Source organism: Mesorhizobium sp. LjRoot246 (assembly GCF_964254115.1).
Classification (GTDB): Bacteria; Pseudomonadota; Alphaproteobacteria; order Rhizobiales; family Rhizobiaceae; genus Mesorhizobium.
Window position 1 is genome coordinate 5,871,974 of sequence record NZ_CAXUSN020000001.1, and the last position, 17,244, is coordinate 5,889,217.

Annotated in this window: 17 protein-coding genes; 4 read left to right on the forward strand and 13 right to left on the reverse strand. The window is 62.9% G+C overall.

Going from position 1 to position 17,244, the window contains the following annotated elements; all coding sequences use genetic code 11:
* Positions 1–10: 10 nt before the first annotated feature.
* From ACSQ3L_RS28520 to ACSQ3L_RS28580, 13 genes are all read right to left on the reverse strand, one after another.
* On the reverse strand, positions 11–238 hold the full coding sequence (locus ACSQ3L_RS28520) for a DUF2274 domain-containing protein (protein WP_436162940.1): 228 nt from the start codon (positions 236–238) through the stop codon (positions 11–13).
* Positions 235–1,452, reverse strand: coding sequence for a TrbI/VirB10 family protein (locus tag ACSQ3L_RS28525; RefSeq protein WP_436162941.1), 1,218 nt, complete (start codon positions 1,450–1,452; stop codon positions 235–237). The genes ACSQ3L_RS28520 and ACSQ3L_RS28525 overlap by 4 nt, the downstream gene beginning before the upstream one ends.
* A complete protein-coding gene (trbG, locus tag ACSQ3L_RS28530; protein WP_436162942.1) occupies positions 1,449–2,507 on the reverse strand; it encodes a P-type conjugative transfer protein TrbG in 1,059 nt (352 codons plus the stop codon). Before trbG ends, ACSQ3L_RS28525 begins: the two co-directional genes overlap by 4 nt.
* On the reverse strand, positions 2,507–3,193 hold the full coding sequence (trbF, locus tag ACSQ3L_RS28535; RefSeq protein WP_436162943.1) for a conjugal transfer protein TrbF: 687 nt from the start codon (positions 3,191–3,193) through the stop codon (positions 2,507–2,509). Before trbF ends, trbG begins: the two co-directional genes overlap by 1 nt.
* On the reverse strand, positions 3,190–4,560 hold the full coding sequence (gene trbL, locus ACSQ3L_RS28540) for a P-type conjugative transfer protein TrbL (RefSeq protein WP_436162944.1): 1,371 nt from the start codon (positions 4,558–4,560) through the stop codon (positions 3,190–3,192). Before trbL ends, trbF begins: the two co-directional genes overlap by 4 nt.
* A complete protein-coding gene (trbK-alt, locus tag ACSQ3L_RS28545; protein ID WP_436162945.1) occupies positions 4,557–4,871 on the reverse strand; it encodes a putative entry exclusion protein TrbK-alt in 315 nt (104 codons plus the stop codon). The genes trbL and trbK-alt overlap by 4 nt, the downstream gene beginning before the upstream one ends.
* Before the next feature lie 22 nt (positions 4,872–4,893).
* A complete protein-coding gene (trbJ, locus tag ACSQ3L_RS28550; RefSeq protein WP_436163553.1) occupies positions 4,894–5,607 on the reverse strand; it encodes a P-type conjugative transfer protein TrbJ in 714 nt (237 codons plus the stop codon).
* Between the two features lie 32 nt (positions 5,608–5,639).
* On the reverse strand, positions 5,640–8,192 hold the full coding sequence (gene trbE / locus ACSQ3L_RS28555; protein WP_436162946.1) for a conjugal transfer protein TrbE: 2,553 nt from the start codon (positions 8,190–8,192) through the stop codon (positions 5,640–5,642).
* A 12-nt stretch (positions 8,193–8,204) separates the two neighbouring features.
* Positions 8,205–8,468, reverse strand: coding sequence for a VirB3 family type IV secretion system protein (locus ACSQ3L_RS28560; RefSeq protein ID WP_436162947.1), 264 nt, complete (start codon positions 8,466–8,468; stop codon positions 8,205–8,207).
* A complete protein-coding gene (locus ACSQ3L_RS28565) occupies positions 8,468–8,731 on the reverse strand; it encodes a TrbC/VirB2 family protein (protein WP_436163554.1) in 264 nt (87 codons plus the stop codon). Before ACSQ3L_RS28565 ends, ACSQ3L_RS28560 begins: the two co-directional genes overlap by 1 nt.
* 83 nt (positions 8,732–8,814) lie before the next feature.
* The gene (gene trbB / locus ACSQ3L_RS28570; RefSeq protein WP_436163555.1) at positions 8,815–9,780 is read right to left on the reverse strand and encodes a P-type conjugative transfer ATPase TrbB; all 966 of its coding nucleotides are present in this window, start codon (positions 9,778–9,780) and stop codon (positions 8,815–8,817) included.
* Positions 9,781–9,995: 215 nt separating this feature from the next.
* Positions 9,996–10,397, reverse strand: a complete 402-nt coding sequence (locus tag ACSQ3L_RS28575) for a CopG family transcriptional regulator (protein WP_436162948.1) — start codon at positions 10,395–10,397, stop codon at positions 9,996–9,998.
* Between the two features lie 55 nt (positions 10,398–10,452).
* Complete coding sequence (locus ACSQ3L_RS28580; RefSeq protein ID WP_436162949.1) at positions 10,453–12,447, reverse strand: conjugal transfer protein TraG; 1,995 nt, start codon at positions 12,445–12,447, stop codon at positions 10,453–10,455.
* A 360-nt stretch (positions 12,448–12,807) separates the two neighbouring features.
* Here ACSQ3L_RS28580 and ACSQ3L_RS28585 point away from each other — a divergent pair, with 360 nt between their 5' ends.
* From ACSQ3L_RS28585 to nadC, 4 genes are read left to right on the forward strand one after another with little or no spacing between them, the layout of a single operon-like run.
* On the forward strand, positions 12,808–13,782 hold the full coding sequence (locus tag ACSQ3L_RS28585; RefSeq protein WP_436162950.1) for an NUDIX hydrolase: 975 nt from the start codon (positions 12,808–12,810) through the stop codon (positions 13,780–13,782).
* Positions 13,783–13,841: 59 nt separating this feature from the next.
* Positions 13,842–14,816 carry a quinolinate synthase NadA gene (nadA, locus tag ACSQ3L_RS28590; RefSeq protein WP_436162951.1) on the forward strand — a complete coding sequence of 325 codons (975 nt, stop codon included), beginning with the start codon at positions 13,842–13,844 and terminating at the stop codon, positions 14,814–14,816.
* Complete coding sequence (locus ACSQ3L_RS28595) at positions 14,813–16,354, forward strand: L-aspartate oxidase (protein WP_436162952.1); 1,542 nt, start codon at positions 14,813–14,815, stop codon at positions 16,352–16,354. The genes nadA and ACSQ3L_RS28595 overlap by 4 nt, the downstream gene beginning before the upstream one ends.
* On the forward strand, positions 16,354–17,208 hold the full coding sequence (gene nadC, locus ACSQ3L_RS28600) for a carboxylating nicotinate-nucleotide diphosphorylase (RefSeq protein WP_436162953.1): 855 nt from the start codon (positions 16,354–16,356) through the stop codon (positions 17,206–17,208). The genes ACSQ3L_RS28595 and nadC overlap by 1 nt, the downstream gene beginning before the upstream one ends.
* Positions 17,209–17,244 lie beyond the last annotated feature (36 nt).

The window sequence follows — 17,244 nt, forward strand, 5'->3', positions numbered from 1 at the left end:
CTCACAAAAATTACCTGCCTTTCATTCCGTGCCGAGTTCGGGTGAACGCCCGATCTGTCGCCATGAACCGCGCCAGCATCGGTGCAATCAGCTTTGCCGGATCGGTGACCGTCTGGCCCGCCTCGCGCCCGAGCACTTCGGCATAGGCGACGAGATCGCGGTGAACGGTGGCGGGCAGCTCGACCGTGATCTTGACGGGCCGATCATCGGGAATGGCGGAAAGTTTCAGCTTGATCACGAGGGCTCCTTTTTTGCTGTGCCATAGGGCGCCAGTACAAGGTCACGATTGACGATGACACGAACCGGGAACCCTGGCCGGATTGTAAGTGTCGGCTGAACGTTCAGCTGGCTGCGCACGATCTGCTGACCGATATTGCTCGCCGAATCCTGCGCACCTTCCCGGATGGCTTTGGCGATGTCGCTCTCATCACTGCTGGAACCAAGCGATGTCCCGATGCCGAGCAAGGTCGAGAGCGCCGCGGCCCGAAACAATTGCCCCCAGTGATGGTCAACCTCGTCTTCCAACCCTGAAAATCCCTCGGCATCTGCGCCTTGCTGGCGCTCCAGCAATATCGAGGTGCCGTCCGGCATGATGAGCCGGTTCCAGACCAGCAGTACGCGTGACTGCCCAAAGGTGACCTGGCTGTCGTACTGGCCAATCATTTTTGCGCCCTGGGGAACCAGGAGGTACGAACCTGTCGGGGTGTCGTAGACGTTCTCGGTGACCTGAGCGGTGATCTCACCGGGAAGATCGGAACGGATGCCGGTGATGAGGGCCGCCGGAATGACCGTGCCTGCCTGGACGACATAGGGCGAGGTCTTTTCGGCGAGACGATCGGAACTGACAGTGCGTCGGTCTGGCTCGGCATTGACGAAGGCAAGTTTGCGGTCCTGCACGTTTTGAGCGGAACCTTGATCGATTGCCGGCGGTTCGGCCGACGGCGTCAAGCCGGACATGGCGTCCGCGACGGTATTTCCTGCACCAGGACCCTGTCGCATCGGATTTGCCCGCGCATTGGAGTCGGTAAAGAGTTTTGCGACGCGCGCTGCCTCGATGTCGGCGAGGCGGCGTTGCTCATCCGGATCAGCGCGCGGTGCGCTGATGTTCGGCACCTCGGCTGGTTGCCCACGCTCCTGCGCGCGCAGGATCGGCCGTCCGAGATCGCCGGGAAGCGCGGGACCGAGTTTCGGGACGCCGGAGTAATCCTTTGGCAGAGCCTGTAGCCCGTCAGCCGTGGTACGGTTTTCCGTAGTGAAGAGCTCCGAGGGCTGCTCGTTGCCGCGTCGTCTGGTGTCAAGCGCCCAGATCAGTGTGCCAAGGATCGCAACGCTTACGACACCACAAAGACCAACGAGCACTTTACGCGACAGCCGGGTGACCCTGGTGGGTTCAGGCCGCAGGCGCAGTTGCGCCCTGATGTCCGGGCCCGGGGCATTTGCAGCGTCGCTCATCGGAACAGCCCCACACTGCGCTGGGGTCTACCGTCGGTGCGAACGATCCGGACACGCTTCTCGCTCGTCTTGTCGCCGAGCCGCAGTTCGGCAGCGGCGAACAGCCGGTCGACAACGTAATAATTCTGGCGGGCGCGGTAGTTGACCAGCTCGGACCCACCCGACGGTCCGATGACGAAAAGCGGCGGCATCTCCCCTTGCCCTATGCCCGGCGGGAATTCGATGTAGACTTTTGCGCCGTCGTCGAACGCGCGCAGCGGTCTCCAAGGTGCTGCATCGCCTTCGACGCGATAGCGAAAATTGAGTTTCTGGATGTCAACGCCGGCAGCGACCGGCCGTGCTGCGGAAGCCTGGGCGTTCTGGCGCCGGAGCGCGATTAACTGGTCCTGCGGGTATTGCCAGGACACGGAGGCCATGTAGGTCTTTTCGGTCGATCGCAGCTCGAGATGATAGGTACGACGATCGCTGTTGATGACAAGGTTGGTCTGGAGCTCTGGCCTTGTCGGCTTGACGAGGATGTGGACCTGAAGCCGATCCCCTGCCCCGCTCTGCGTGTCGCCGATGATCCAGCGCACCGTGTCGCCGGCGGCGACCGGACCGGAGCCGACCAGCTGCTCGCCAGGCTGCAGGGCGATGTCGGTGACCTGGCCGGGCGCGGTGTAGATCTGGTAGAGCGCGCCTTCGCTCCAGGGATAGAGCTGGATCGCGTTGATAAAACCGTCACGGACTGGCTGCATTCTCGCCGCCTCATTGGCCTGGCTGATCCGCTGTTTGGGATCGGCCGGCTCCGACTTCGCCTTGCTGGTCTCGACAGGCTTCAACTGGCCGGGGAGCGGAAGGGGTTTCGGAAGCTCCACCACCTTCACCGGACCAGGCGGGTCGACCTTCAGTATGGCAGGCTTAGCATCATCATATTGGATCTCGGGCGGAATGTATTTTTTCGAAGCGCAGCCGGAGAGCACCGTCGCCGACAGCAGTGCCAGGGCTAGCACCGGTGCCTTTGTGATGCTGCGAGCGATCTGTCTCGTCGTTTTGGGTGTTTGTGCAGCAGACATCATGAAAGCTCCTTCGACCAGTTGATGGCGTTGACGTAGACGCCGAGCGGATTGGTCTTCAGCCGGTCGGCGTCGCGGGGTTGTTGGATGACTATGGTGAGGATGGCGGTCCAGCGTTCGGTGCCGGCCAGGCTGCCGTTCTCGTAGCGGCGCTCTGTCCAGGCGACACGGAACGAGTCAGGCGAAGCACGGATGACGCTGGAGACCTCGATGGCGATCTGTATCTTGCCGACCTTGACAAAAGGATCGTTCAGGCGGGCGTAGTCGTTGAGAGAGGTGGCGCCGCGATCGGTCGTGTAGTCGTAAGCACGCAACCAGTTCTGACGGACAACCACGCGATCGTCCGGGATGCTTCTGACCTGCTCGATGAACCGGGCCAGATGCCATACGATCTGCGGATCGGTCGGACGATAGTCGGCAGCGGCCGGGGCGACGGCCTGCGCCTCGCCGAATTTGTCGACCTGTACGACCCAGGGAACCACGGTGCCGCGCGTCGACTGCCAGACCAAAGCGGAAGCGAAACTGCCGGCCAGGACGAGCGAGCCCAAGGCCATCAGCCGCCAGTTCTTCGCTTGCACACGAGCTGAGCCGATGCGCTCGTCCCAGACCTGCGCAGCACGCTGATAGGGCGTTTCCGGTTGCGGAGTCTTGCCGTAGCGAACGGAAGGTCGTCTGAAGAGGTTCATCGGCGGTCGTCCTGATTGAGGGAAACGTTCATCGAGCCTCCGCCATGATCGCCGGAGCGGACGGAATGCGCGGCCATGCTGGCACCATGGCTCATGGCCTGGCCGCGCTTCATGCGAGCGGCCCATGCCGGCGGTGATCCCGCAACGGATCCAGCGCTCGACACACGGCTTGAGGAGGTTGCTGCCGATGACTCGCCTCCACCGGTCGCGGTCCATGCGGCAGAGCGGCCAGCCTCATGGCTGGAAGACAAGGCTGAAGCCGCGCGCGACATCGCCTGTCTCACCGGCTGAACGGCGGCACCAGCTCCTGCCTTGGCGATACCCGCCATGCCGGCGGCGATCGAACCCGTGCCGCGTTGTCCGGATGTAGCCGTGGCTAGTCCCCAGGCAGTCGAGGTGGTGCCCGCAAGATGGGCGCCACCACGTCCGGCGGCCGCAGATGTGCGACCGACCGCCCCGACAGCACTCGCAGTACCGCTCAGTCCGGCTCGAGCCCCCATGGCGCCGGCGGCACCAAGGCCTGCGGCGGCGAGGCTTGTGCCGACAGCGGCGCCTGCACCAAGCTGTGGCGCACCGGAGACGAGCCCCGTCGCTATACCGGGACCGAAGATCGACAGCCCCATCAGCGACAGGGCGCCCAACACAAGCGACAGCGCATCCGTGATCGTTGGCTGCTCCGCACCAAACCCTTGAGTGAACTCGCCGAAGAGACCCGAGCCTATCCCGACGATGACGGCGAGCACGAGGATCTTGACGCCCGAGGCGACGATGTTGCCGAGCACTTTTTCGGCAAGGAAGGCGGTCCGGTTGAACATCGCGAAAGGGATCAAAACGAAGCCGGCAAGCGTCGTCAGCTTGAACTCGATCAGCGTGACGAAGATCTGGACGGCGAGGATGAAAAAGGCGATCAGAACGATTGCCCATGCGATCATCAGCACCGCGATCTGGACAAAATTCTCGAAGAAGGAGACGTAGCCCATCAACTGGCTGGCGGCCTCGAGGATCGGATTGCCAGCGTCGATGCCGACCTGTGCGACGCGTCCTGGCTGCAGGAGCGCTGAGCCTGAAAGTGTCGATCCTCCGGCCTTCAGGCCAAGCCCGGAAAAACTCTCGAAGACGATGCCGGCGAGATGATTGAAGTTGCCGATGATGAAGGCGAAGAAGCCGATATAGAGCGTCTTCTTGACCAGCCGGTGCAGCACGTCCTCGTCGGCACCCCAGGCCCAGAACAGGCCGGCAAGCGTGAGATCGATGACGATCAGCGTTGAGGTGAGAAAGGCCACCTCGCCGCCAAGCAAGCCAAACCCGGAATCGATGTAGCGGGTAAAGGTCTCCAGGAAGCGGTCGATAACGCCGGTGTCGTTCATGGCTTCTTGTTCTCGCCGATCGAACGGTCGATCCGGTCGAAGCGGTCGTCCGCTGGCCAAGCCGGCTTGTCGCTGTCGGCGGGCATGAAGAAGCGCCTGCGATTCTCTTCCCAGGCCGCCTTACACGCCGCTTCGTCGACCGCTCGCTCACCGAGCTGGCGGCAACGCGCGAGCTCGCGGGAGAGCGGTCCGCCATCCGGATCGGCCGGACGCAAGACTGGCGGTGACGTGTATCTGTCGTCGTTGCGCGACACGATGGTCGCGGCGACCGCCAGCGCGAGCGCCATTACCGCGACAAGTCGCGCCGTCATTCTCAGGTCCATGAGAAAAGCCTCAGTCGTGGAACATGCGGACCGAGGACGGGGTGTAGCCACTGCCGGTCATGAAGCGGTTGAACTGTTCCCGTGCCTGCTCCTGAGCCGCGGCTTTCCTCGCTTGCTCCAGAGCATCGGCTCTTCCTTGCGCCGCCAACATCGCCGTGAGATCGGCGACCTGTTTCGCCTGCACGGCGAGAAGCTGATTGCCGGCTTGTGTCGCCTGCAGCACGCCGACGGCCGACTGGCTGGCGTCGACCAGCGCGCTCGTCTGCTGCTGTGTCCCCTCGACGTTGTCGACAGCGACGGCTCCGGCTTTCAAGGAATGCTCGAAGGCCGAAACAGATGTCTGCCAGCGTGCGCGCGCGCCATCGACAAGCTGCTGGCTGGACAGGTCCGAGCCGAAATTCTCGTATGTCGAGGTAAACTGGCTCTCGATGTCCTGGACGCTGTAGGCGAGCCTGTCGGCCTCGCCGAGCAGGTTCTTCATCTGTGAGAAGTTGCCTTCGATCTGACCAAGCAGCGAGGTCGGCAGCGAGGTGAGATTCTTCGCCTGATTGATCAGCATCTGCGCTTCGTTCTGAAGCGAGGTGATCTGGTTCTGGATCTGCTCCAGGGCGCGTGCTGCCTGAAGCAGGTTCTGGCTGTAGTTGGTCGGATCAAAGACGATGAACGCCGATGCGGGCACCGATGACAGGCCGACCGCAATGGCGATGACACTGGCTGCTGCCATGTGGCGAAAGTGAGAATTCTTGCGAACGGGATTCATGACGGAACCTCCTTTGCGGATTGGTCGATGACATTGGTGAGATCGGGAATAAGGTCGGCCGCCCAGGAGAGACCGCGGTCGGCAAGCCAGGCCGCGAGAAAATGTTCTCGACCGACGTCTATGATGATCCGGTCGATCGCCGCTTGATCGGACTTGGACGATGCGGCGCACAGTGCCAGCGCGATCGGACCAAGGCCCAGTTCGAACAACCGATTGCCCCGCCGTGACTGGCAGTAGTAGTCGCGCTTTGGCGTTGCCCGGGCGACGATCTCGATCTGGCGGTCGTTGAGGCCGAATCGCCTGTATATCTGAGTGATCTGTGGCTCGATCGCGCGCTCGTTCGGCAGGAACAGCCGCGTCGGACAGCTCTCGACGATGGCCGGTGCGATCCTGCTGCCGTCGATGTCTGAGAGCGACTGCGTGGCGAAGACGACGGAAGCATTCTTCTTGCGAAGGGTCTTTAGCCATTCGCGAAGCTGATCGGCGAAGCCACCATCGTCGAGCGCCAGCCAGCCCTCATCGATGATCAGCAGCGTCGGCCTGCCGTCCATCCGCTGCTCGATACGGTGAAAGAGATAGGCAAGCACCGCCGGTGCCGCACCCGTACCGATCAGCCCTTCAGTCTCGAAGGCCTGGACGGAAGCTTCACCAAGACGCTCACGCTCGGCGTCGAGCAGCCGGCCGTAAGGACCGCCAATGCAATAGGGCCGCAGCGCCTGCTTCAACGGCAAGGACTGCAGCAGCACCGTCAGGCCGGTCAGCGTCCGTTCCTGTACCGGCGCAGAGGCCAACGAGGTTAGCGCCGACCAGAGATGTTCTTTCACATCCGGCGTGGTGGGAACGCCTTCGCGCAGAAGAATGTCCACCAGCCAGTCGGCTGCCCAGGCGCGCTCTGGAGTTTGGTGGATGCGACCAAGGGGCTGTAGCGAAACGGTGTCGACGTCTTCCGACAGATCGGCCAGGGTCAGCAGAGCAAGCGGATCGTCCACTCCCTGCCCGCTCGCCGCATTGCTGCCGAGATTGTGCCAGTCACCGTCCATGGCCAGCATGGCCGCACGGATTGAGCCGCCGAAGTCGAAGGCAAAGATCTGATTGTTTTCATAGCGCCGGAACTGCAGCGCCATCAGGGCCAGCAAGACCGACTTGCCCGCACCCGTCGGGCCAACAACAAGGGTGTGGCCGACATCGCCGACATGCAGGCTGAACCGGAACGGGGTCGCGCCTTCAGTCCGGGCGAAGAACAGTGGCGGAGCAGCAAAATGCTCATCCTCAACCGGTCCAGCCCAGACTGCCGAGAGTGGGATCATGTGAGCGAGATTCAGCGTCGACAGCGGCGGCTGGCGGACATTCGCATAGACGTGGCCTGGAATGCTGCCGAGCCAGGCTTCGATGGCGTTGACGCCTTCGGTGATGCAGGTGAAATCCTTGCCCTGAATGACCTTCTCGACCAGCCTGAGTTTCTCGTCGGCGATCGATGGATCGGCATCCCATACCGTTACCGTAGCGGTGACATAGGCCTGGCCGATCTGGTCGGAGCCAAGGTCCTGAAGGGCGGCGTCCGCATCGGCCGCCTTGTTTGCGGCATCCGTATCGACGAGGACTGATACCTCGTTGGTCATCACCTCCTTGAGGATCGCGGCGACGGACTTGCGCTTGGCGAACCACTGCCGGCGGATCTTCGTCAGCAGCTTGGTGGCGTCAGCCTTGTCGAGCATGATCGCCCGGGTCGACCAGCGGTAAGGGAAGGCAAGCCGATTGAGATCGTCGAGTATCCCCGGGAAAGTCGCGGTGGGAAAACCGATGATGGTGAGCGTGCGCAGCTGAGCATCGCCGAGCCTCAGCTCCAGCCCGCCGGCGAGCGGTTGATCGACAAGAAGTGCATCGAGATGCATCGGCGTCTCGGGGACACGGACATGATGGCGCTTGGTGGAAACGCAGGAGTGGAGGTAGGTCAGCGTCTCGCCATCATCGAGCCAGGCGGCTTCGGGGACAAAACCTTCGACCAGGTTCAGCACGCGGTCGGTGCGGTCCACGAAACTCTTCAAGAATTCCCACGGATCGGCGCCCCTTTTCTCCCGGCCTTCGTAGAGCCAGCTCTCGATGCGCGAGGCTTCCTCGGCCGGCGGCAGCCAGACGAAGGTAAGAAAATAGCTGCTCTCGAACAGTTCCCCGTCTAACCTGCGATCGGACCATTGGAAGGAAGATTCATGATCGGCGTCACCCTCGAACTGTTCACGACGTTCGAGATCGACCAACGCCGAGGCGCTGTCCGGGAAGAGACCTTCGGGATAGTGCTGCGCGGCAAGCCGAACGGCTTCGACGAAGATCGCCCAGCCGGAGCCCAGACGGCGAAGCGCACTGTTCAGCCGCGCCGTGGTCCCGACCAGTTCAGCCGGCGTGGCGGAATCCAGATCGGGGCCACGGAAACGGGCGGTTCGCTGGAATGAGCCATCCTTGTTGAGCACGACACCAGGCGCAACGAGTGCCGCCCAGGGCAGATAGTCGGCAAGGCTCGATAAGCGCTTTCGATATTCAGTGAGGTTCATCATTGGAAAAACCTCTCAGCAACCGAAATGCGGGGGATAGCGCAGGTGCCGGCGAACCACGTCGACGAATTGCGCATCGCGCTTCGCGGCCCAGACGGCCGCGAAATGTCCGATCACCCAGATGACGAGACCTGCGATCCAGAGGCGAAGGCCGAGCCCCACGGCGCCAGCCAGCGTGCCATTGGCAATGGCGACCGCGCGTGGTGCGCCGCCAAGCAGGATCGGCTCGGTGAGCGCGCGATGCACTGGCGCGAAAAAGTCGCGGATGTCTTCGTCCATCAGATCACCGCTCCGCCCCCGAAAGAGAAGAAGGACAAGAAGAACGAGCTTGCCGCGAAAGCGATCGACAGCCCGAACACGATCTGGATCAGGCGCCTGAACCCTCCGGACGTGTCGCCGAAGGCGAGCGACAGGCCGGTGACAATGATGATGATCACCGCCACGATCTTGGCGACCGGTCCCTCGACGGATTCGAGAATCTGCTGAAGCGGTTCTTCCCACGGCATGGACGAGCCTGCGGCATGGGCAGACGCGATCATCATGGCCTCGACCGCAGCAGTCGTTGCGGCGAGTGGGAGTGCCGCACGAACCTTAGGGATATACGATGAAGTGAAGCAGATCGGATTCATTCTGGAGCTCCATGAGAGATTGGGGATTGGCGGTTGATTTGATTCTCGAGCTTGGCTTCGAGCGTGCGGTAATCGCCGGTGGCGAGATCGAGCCCTTCGACCCAGGCGATCTCGACCAGACGACGCGCAGGACCCCGGCCAGCGAGGACCGCGATGAGGTCGATGGTTTCGGCAATGAGCGCGCGTGGGACCATGACGACGGCCTCCTGAACGAGCTGCTCGAGACGGCGCAGTGCGCCAAGGGCGGAACTGGCGTGGATGGTGCCGATACCGCCGGGGTGGCCAGTGCCCCAGGCTTTCAGCAGATCAAGTGCCTCGGCGCCGCGCACTTCGCCGATCGGGATGCGGTCGGGGCGAAGCCGCAACGACGACTTCACCAGATCGGATAGAGAAGCGACGCCGTCCTTCGTGCGCAATGCAACCAGATTTGGCGCCGCACACTGCAGTTCGCGCGTGTCCTCGATCAGCACGACGCGGTCGGCGGTTTTGGCCACCTCCGCCAGCAGTGCGTTGACCAGCGTGGTCTTGCCGGTCGACGTACCACCGGCGACCAGCACATTTTTCCGCTTCTCGACCGCAAGGCACAGCACGTCGGCCTGGGCCTCGGTCATGATGCCGACGGTGACATAGTCTTCCAGCGAGAACACAGCGATTGCCGGCTTGCGGATGGCAAAGGTCGGTGCCGTGACGACAGGCGGCAGCAGGCCCTCGAAGCGTTCGCCCGTCTCGGGCAGCTCGGCCGAGACACGCGGCCAGCCCGAATGCACCTCGCTGCCGACATGGTGCGCGACCAGTCGCACGATGCGCTCGGCGTTGGCCGGGATCAGGACTTCATCGGTTGCGACAAGTCCCTCCTTCAACCGGTCGACCCACAGCCGCCCGTCCGGGTTCAGCATCACCTCGATGACTGCAGGATCTTCGAGAAAACCAGCGATGGCTGGGCCGAGGGCGGTGCGCAGCATGCGCGCACCGCGCGATACTGCTTCCCTGCCGGGATGATGATTGGTTGCCACGATGATCCCCATTCCCGCGGTCCGTTGGGTCCGTGCCGCTGTCGGGGATGATTAGAAGAGGCAGGAACATCGACCTTGCAACAAGCAAAACCGGCGATCGTGATGCGGCGTGCAGAGACTTGCAGAATGCGGTGCGACGATCTCGTCGGCTTGCCTGCGCCTTTCTATCTCGCCGGAGAATCATCCGCGTCGGCTGGCGACGCAGGCGGCACGTCGTCAGCGATTTCCTGTCTGAGTTTTGGCCCCTTGCTCAATCGGCGACCGAGCGCATCGACAAAGCTGTCATAGCGCTGCAGTCCCTTCGCACGGACTTCAGCCTGTGCGGATTCCGACAAGGCTGGGGTGGAATTGAGCCAAAAGCGCACGAACAGCGCAAGTGTCTCAATGGCGATGCCGACATCGCGCTCGACGCGCTGGACGCGCCGGTCGATCTGGTCGAGGCGGCGGGTGATCGCCGCCTCCTTGCGTTCCTCGGCGTCCGGGGACAGAAATGACGCGATCGCAGCCTCAGCGATCAGCGACAGCGAGACGTCGCGCCGAGCAGAGTAGTCGGCCAACGCGTTCATCACGTCCGGATCGAGATAGGCGGAGAGCCGCTTTTTCTTCGTGTTCTTCAAGGGCTCAAAGCTCAATGCCGTCGTTGGGATCGAGGGCGGCTTGTCGCGCAGTGCCCCGCATAGCCCGGTCTACCGCGCGCCGACGGACGGCCTCGTCGTCAGCTTCGTCCCTATCGAGGTCGAACTCGTCTTCGCGATGTGCTGCTCGCTCAGGCGCAATGTCCTCGTGTTCGGGGAGCCCGGGCTGGCGACGGATACCGCCGTTCGCCGGATCCTCGTCCCGGGAATCACTGGACGCTTTCCGTTGGTGAGAGTTGTCTGACGCCGCAAAGATCGTTGCACCGCTCCAGTCGTCGGGACGCGAGGCTCCCTCCGTGCTGCCCGGCTTCGGTGGCGGCAGCACCCGCTCAGCCAGCCGCGGATCGGCAAAGTAGCGAGCTTTTTTTGCCCGGATCGGGAACAGGCCCGACACCATGACGACGGCATCGGTCGGCGGAAGTTGCATGATCTCGCCGGGTGTCATCAGCGCACGCGCCGTCTCCTGCCGCGATACCATCAGATGTCCAAGCCAGGGCGACAACCTGTGGCCGGCGTAGTTCTTCATGGCCCGCATCTCGGTCGCCGTCCCAAGCGAATCCGAGACGCGCTTGGCAGTCCGCTCGTCATTGGTGGCGAAGCTGACCCGCACATGGCAATTGTCCAGGATGGAATTGTTCGGCCCGTAGGCTTTTTCGATCTGGTTGAGCGATTGGGCAATCAGGAAAGACTTGATGCCGTAGCCGGCCATGAAGGCCAGCGCGCTTTCGAAGAAATCAAGCCTGCCCAGCGCGGGGAACTCGTCGAGCATCATCAGAAGGCGTTGTCGCCGGTGCTTAGCGTGCAGGTCCTCGGTCAGCCTGCGGCCGATCTGGTTGAGCACGAGGCGAATGAGCGGCTTGGTGCGGCTGATGTCCGATGGCGGCACGACCAGATAGAGGGTCGTCGGGCGCGCGCCCTCGACAAGATCGGCGATGCGCCAGTCGCAGCGAGACGTCACCTTGGCCACCACAGGGTCCCGGTAGAGGCCCAGAAAACTCATCGCCGTCGAGAGCACACCGGAGCGCTCGTTTTCCGACTTGTTGAGCAGTTCACGCGCCGCCGATGCCACGACCGGATGCGGCCCGCCTTCACCCTGATGGCGCGTCAGCATCATGGTGCGCAATGTCGCTTCTATGGGCCGTTGCGGATCGGAGAGGAAGTTGGCGACGCCGGCCAGCGTCTTGTCGTGTTCGGCATAAAGGACATGCAGGATCGCGCCGACCAGCAACGCGTGGCTGGTCTTTTCCCAATGATTGCGGCGTTCCAACGATCCTTCCGGATCGACCAGGACGTCGGCAACGTTCTGGACATCGCGGACTTCCCATTCGCCGCGCCGCACCTCGAGAAGGGGATTGTAGGCGGCCGAAGCCGCGTTGGTCGGATCGAACAGAAGGACGTGACCAAAACGCGACCGCCACCCGGCCGTCAGTTCCCAGTTCTCCCCCTTTATGTCATGGACGATCGCACTTCCAGGCCAAGTCAGCAACGACGGAATGACAAGGCCAACGCCCTTACCGCTTCGAGTCGGCGCGAAGCACAGAATATGCTCCGGGCCGTCGTGGCGCAGATAATCCTCATCGAGCTTGCCCAGCACGACACCGTCGGGGCCGATCATGCCTTCGGCCGAGATTTCCTCCTGCGTCGCCCAGCGCGCCGACCCGTAGGTGGCCGCGTTCTTCGCCTCGCGCGCACGCCACACCGACATGCCGATGGCGACCGCGATTGCAACAAAGCTTCCGCTCACCGCGATCAGTGCCCCTTCGAGAAAGACCCCCGGCGCATAGGCGTCGTAGAAAAACCACCACCAGAAAAATGCAGGAGGGGGATAGACGGACTGGCCAGCGAAATCGAACCAGGGCGAACCGAGTTGCGGCTGGAAGCCCAGCCGCCATGCCGTCCACTGTGTCGCGCACCAGGTGGTGCCGATCACGATCAGGAGCACGGTGAGAATCTGGCCCCACAATATCTTGGTCGCCGGCACTTCTCTCTCCTCGGGGATGAACTAGCGTGAGCAGATAGAAAGTGTCGAGGTTTCGGACACGCAAGAACAAAGGGCCGGCCAGGACAACATGGCGTGGACCGACGTGGAAAGACTTGCTGGTTACAGTGCGAGGCTCACGCGTTCAGAGGTGCGTTTGCCTTTGAAAAGGCAACATCTACGGGGTGAGCGATCTGGCTGTCGCATTTTGGTATAGAAATGCGCCGCCGCGAAGGGCAAAGACCAAGACCTGGCCGAATACGCCGTCCTGGACGACGTTGACGGGCAGCAGTCAGCAGTTCAACCTTGCCTCACATTGGTCCCTTCGGGGCGACTTGATAATTGGAATGCCATCAAACCCCTATGCAAAACAAGAAAACTCTGGCGAAGAACGAGAACGCTAGAAATGACCGCGGCCAGGCCGTGAGCGCGGACCTGATCGCCGTCGTGATCGCCGTGACAAATGGTGAGCCACGCGTGCTGACCATCGGACAGGGCGCCAGTGCTTTGCCTTCGGGTCCCTTCGAACTCGACCATCGTTCCCTGCAGTCGGGTCTGCGAGCTTGGGTAGAGCGGCAGACCAATCATCCACTGGGCTATGTCGAGCAGCTCTATACCTTTGCCGATCGCGACCGGATCGATGACGAGCACGTGCGGCGCGTGATCTCGATCAGCTATCTCGGACTGACGCGGGAGGAGCAGACGGAAAAGTCGGCAGCGCATGGCTGGCGAAGCTGGTACGACTATTTTCCGTGGGAAGATCATCGCGCGGGCGTGCCGTCGGTAGTGCCTGGCATTCTCATGCCCCGACTGCGGGTCTGGGCCGATGAGGCCGACGCCCCGGACACGCGTCACGATCGATGGCAGCGCGCGGCAGTCGCTTTCGGCTTCGAAGCGCGCGACTGGAACGAGGAGCTTGTCCTGCAGCGGTACGAACTGCTCTATGAAGCCGCGCTGGTGGCGGAAGCTGTACGCGGCAGCAACGTGGGTAGCCTGTCGTCGACACCTGGCCGGTCGATGATTGCCGACCATCGCCGTATTCTGGCGACGGGAATCGGCAGGTTGCGGACCAAGATCAAATATCGGCCCGTCGTCTTCGAGTTGATGCCGCCAACATTTACATTCCTGCAGCTGCAGCGCACCGTTGAAGCGCTCGCAGGCCGGCTCGTTCACAAGCCAAACTTTCGGCGTCTCATCGAAGAGCAGGATCTGGTGGAAGAGACAGGTGAGACAATGTCCGACACCGGGGGGCGTCCAGCCAAGCGCTTTCGCTTTCGCCAGACGGTTCTGGCGGAGCGAACTGTCGCAGGGACCAAATTGCCACTCTCACGCGTTTGACATTTCTTATTCTCAAGATAAGAATATGCCTATTATACTCATTTGGAGAATAATAGGCCATGCCGATCGCCTCCGCACGTACGGCCACGCTCTACGATCGGGTACGGCGTGTCATTCCACCGATCGAGTGGCCAGCGTTCACCGATGATATCGACGCCATTCTCGATCTGAAGCGGCAGCGAAACGCCGTCATCCTGGCTCACAACTACCAGACGCCGGAGATCTTCCACTGTGTCGCCGACATCGTTGGCGACAGCCTGGCGCTTGCCCGCAAGGCGATGTCGGTCGAAGCCGATATCATCGTTCTCGCCGGCGTGCATTTCATGGCCGAGACAGCGAAGCTGCTCAATCCGCAAAAGACGGTGCTCATTCCCGACCTCAGAGCAGGCTGTTCGCTTGCTGACTCGATTACTGCCGAGGACATCCGGCTGCTGCGGCAACGCTATCCGGGCGTGCCGGTCGTTACCTATGTCAACACGTCAGCCGAAGTGAAAGCCGAGTCCGATATCTGCTGTACCTCCGGCAATGCGAAGGCTGTCGTCGAGTCGCTTGGCGTTCCCCGGGTGATCATGCTGCCGGACGAATATCTGGCCCAGAACATCGCGGCCCAGACCGACGTGCAGATCATCGCCTGGAAAGGGCATTGCGAGGTGCATGAGCGCTTCACGCCTGCCGACATCCGCCAGCTTCGCGAGGACCATCCCGGCGTGACGGTGCTGGCCCATCCCGAATGCCCGCCCGATGTGGTGGCCGAGGCCGATTTTTCCGGCTCGACCGCTGCCATGTCCGATTATGTCGGGCGGCAAAAACCGCCTCGCGTCGTGCTGATGACGGAGTGCTCGATGAGCGACAATGTCGCGGTCGAGCATCCCGATGTCGAGTTCATCCGGCCCTGCAATTTGTGCCCGCACATGAAGCGGATAACGCTCGCCAACATCCGGGCGGCGCTCGAACAGAACCGCCATATCGTGACCATCGCACCCGAGATCGCTGGGCGCGCGCGGCTGGCCGTCGAGCGGATGCTGGCCGTATGAGCATGGACCTCCGCAATCTCGCCGGGCGGCCGGTCATCATCGGCGGCGGCATAGCCGGACTGATGACTGCACTGCACTTGGCGCCGGAGCCGGTGGTTCTCCTCTCGCGGTCCCCGCTTGGCGCGGATGCGTCGAGCGTGTGGGCGCAGGGTGGGCTTGCCGCCAGCGTAGGAGACGATGGTGACCCGGCACTCCACCTTGCCGACACGCTCGCCGCAGGTGACGGCCTTTGCGATGCGGATACAGCAAGGCGCATCGTGTACGCCGCGCCCGCGGCGATCGAGGATCTGGCGCGCCTTGGGGTCCGCTTCGATCGCACACCCGAAGGAACGCTGCGCCTAGGACTGGAGGCCGCGCACAGCCGGAGGCGCATCGTTCATGCCGACGGCGACGGCAGCGGGCGCGAGATTATGCGCGCCTTGGTCTCCGCCGTGCGTTCCACTCCGTCGATTGTAGTCGTGGAAGGCGTGGAAGCGCGCCGGTTGGCCGTGGAGGACGGCAGGGTCACCGGGGTGCTGGCGAGCTGTTCGACAAGTCCAGTATTCCTCGCCACCGGACGGGTCATTCTCGCCACTGGCGGGATCGGCGGCCTGTTCGATGACACCACAAACCCGCTGGGCAATTGCGGACAGGGTCTCGCGCTCGCAGCGCGCGCGGGTGCAATTTTTGCCGACCTGGAGTTCATCCAGTTCCACCCGACCGCGCTTGACGGGCCGGGCCGTCCGATGCCGCTCATCAGCGAGGCGGTTCGCGGCGAAGGCGCAACCATCGTCGACGAGACGGGGCGGCGTTTTCTCGACGGCGTGCGAGGGGCGGAGCTTGCACCGCGCGACATCGTCGCGCGCGCTGTCTGGAGACATCTTGCCGCCGGCCATCGCGTCTTCCTCGACGTACGCGAAAAGCCGGGCGCGACCTTCGCGCAGCTTTTTCCGACGATCGCGTCAGCCTGTGGCAAGGCCGGCATCGATCCGGCGCATGATCTCATTCCCATCCGGCCGGCCCAGCACTATCACATGGGTGGTGTCGCCGTGGATCTGGTCGGGCGCACCTCGATTCCAGGACTTTGGGCTTGCGGAGAAGTCGCGTCGACCGGGCTGCACGGTGCCAACCGGCTTGCCAGCAACTCGCTGACCGAAGCTGTCGTCTGCGCACGCTGGGTTGCCGAGAGTATAGCCGCTTCGCCTGACGGCAGCGGAAAGCGAGCGATGGCACCTGACCTGCCTGCCGCAGATCAAGGACCAGTGCGCCCTCTCCTGTCACGCGCCCTCGGCGTCACGCGGGATGGCGAGGGGTTGGAAGGGGCTGCGCGCGCCTTACTGCCGCTGCTGCAGCGGCACGACGCTGCGTCCGGTCCCGCCACCGTTGGGCTGATGATCGTGATTGCAGCCTTGCTGCGCCGGGAAAGCCGCGGCGCTCATTTCCGGACGGACTTCCCCCACCATGCAACCGTCGCCCGCCGTTCCCACCTCACGCTCGACGCAGCCATCGCCGTAGCACGGGAACTCGCATCCTCCCCAGCGCTGGAAAGCATCCCGTGATGAACCTCCCACCGCTTCCAGCAATCATGCTCGAGCCTTTGGTACGGGCAGCTCTTCTCGAAGATCTCGGCAGGGCCGGCGACCTGACCTCGGATGCGATCATACCGAAGGGCCATCGTGCGACAACATTGCTGACTGCGCGCCAGGCCGGAACTGTCGCCGGGCTCGATCTGGCGATGCTTGCCTTCCGACTCATCGACCCGAACGTCGAAATGATCGTCCACAGCCCGGATGGCGGCGAGGTCGCGCCCGGGCACATCATCGCCTCCGTAAGCGGCCCGGCTCGGGCAATCCTCACGGCGGAACGGACGGCGCTCAATTTTCTCTGTCATTTGAGCGGCATCGCCACAGCGACGGCATCGATCGTCGCGGCGGTCCGCGGCCACGGCGCAAAAATCGTCTGCACGCGCAAGACGACGCCTGGATTGCGGGCCGTCGAAAAATATGCCGTGCGCGCAGGTGGTGGCGCTAATCACCGCTTCGGCCTCGACGATGCTATCCTGATCAAGGACAACCACATCGCCATCGCCGGCGGCATTCGCACGGCAATGGAGCGGGCGCGAAGCAGTGTCGGCCATCTGGTCAAAATCGAAGTCGAGGTCGATACGCTGGCCCAGTTGGAAGAGGCCCTGGCGCTTACCCCCGACGCTGTCCTGCTCGACAACATGTCTGTCGACGAGCTTCACCAGGCGGTGGCCATGGTTGCCGGCCGCGCCACAACCGAGGCGTCGGGCAGGATCACCGCCGCGATTGCGCCAGCCGTTGCCGCAACCGGCATCGATCTGATTTCCATCGGCTGGTTGACTCACAGCGCGCCGATCCTCGATATCGGCCTCGACTACCGTGAGCTTTGATCGTCGAGGCTGACCATCTAGCCTACCCAGCTTCTC

What these genes read in the sequence shown, in the direction of transcription:
- ACSQ3L_RS28525 (WP_436162941.1), bottom strand. Translation starts at nt 1,452, where the DNA reads ATGAGCGACGCTGCAAATGCCCCGGGCCCGGACATCAGGGCGCAACTG.
- trbG (WP_436162942.1), bottom strand. Translation starts at nt 2,507, where the DNA reads ATGTCTGCTGCACAAACACCCAAAACGACGAGACAGATCGCTCGCAGC.
- trbF (WP_436162943.1), bottom strand. Translation starts at nt 3,193, where the DNA reads ATGAACCTCTTCAGACGACCTTCCGTTCGCTACGGCAAGACTCCGCAA.
- trbL (WP_436162944.1), bottom strand. Translation starts at nt 4,560, where the DNA reads ATGAACGACACCGGCGTTATCGACCGCTTCCTGGAGACCTTTACCCGC.
- trbK-alt (WP_436162945.1), bottom strand. Translation starts at nt 4,871, where the DNA reads ATGACGGCGCGACTTGTCGCGGTAATGGCGCTCGCGCTGGCGGTCGCC.
- trbJ (WP_436163553.1), bottom strand. Translation starts at nt 5,607, where the DNA reads ATGGCAGCAGCCAGTGTCATCGCCATTGCGGTCGGCCTGTCATCGGTG.
- trbE (WP_436162946.1), bottom strand. Translation starts at nt 8,192, where the DNA reads ATGATGAACCTCACTGAATATCGAAAGCGCTTATCGAGCCTTGCCGAC.
- ACSQ3L_RS28560 (WP_436162947.1), bottom strand. Translation starts at nt 8,468, where the DNA reads ATGGACGAAGACATCCGCGACTTTTTCGCGCCAGTGCATCGCGCGCTC.
- ACSQ3L_RS28565 (WP_436163554.1), bottom strand. Translation starts at nt 8,731, where the DNA reads ATGATGATCGCGTCTGCCCATGCCGCAGGCTCGTCCATGCCGTGGGAA.
- trbB (WP_436163555.1), bottom strand. Translation starts at nt 9,780, where the DNA reads ATGCTGCGCACCGCCCTCGGCCCAGCCATCGCTGGTTTTCTCGAAGAT.
- ACSQ3L_RS28575 (WP_436162948.1), bottom strand. Translation starts at nt 10,397, where the DNA reads ATGAACGCGTTGGCCGACTACTCTGCTCGGCGCGACGTCTCGCTGTCG.
- ACSQ3L_RS28585 (WP_436162950.1), top strand. Translation starts at nt 12,808, where the DNA reads ATGCAAAACAAGAAAACTCTGGCGAAGAACGAGAACGCTAGAAATGAC.
- nadA (WP_436162951.1), top strand. Translation starts at nt 13,842, where the DNA reads ATGCCGATCGCCTCCGCACGTACGGCCACGCTCTACGATCGGGTACGG.
- ACSQ3L_RS28595 (WP_436162952.1), top strand. Translation starts at nt 14,813, where the DNA reads ATGAGCATGGACCTCCGCAATCTCGCCGGGCGGCCGGTCATCATCGGC.
- nadC (WP_436162953.1), top strand. Translation starts at nt 16,354, where the DNA reads ATGAACCTCCCACCGCTTCCAGCAATCATGCTCGAGCCTTTGGTACGG.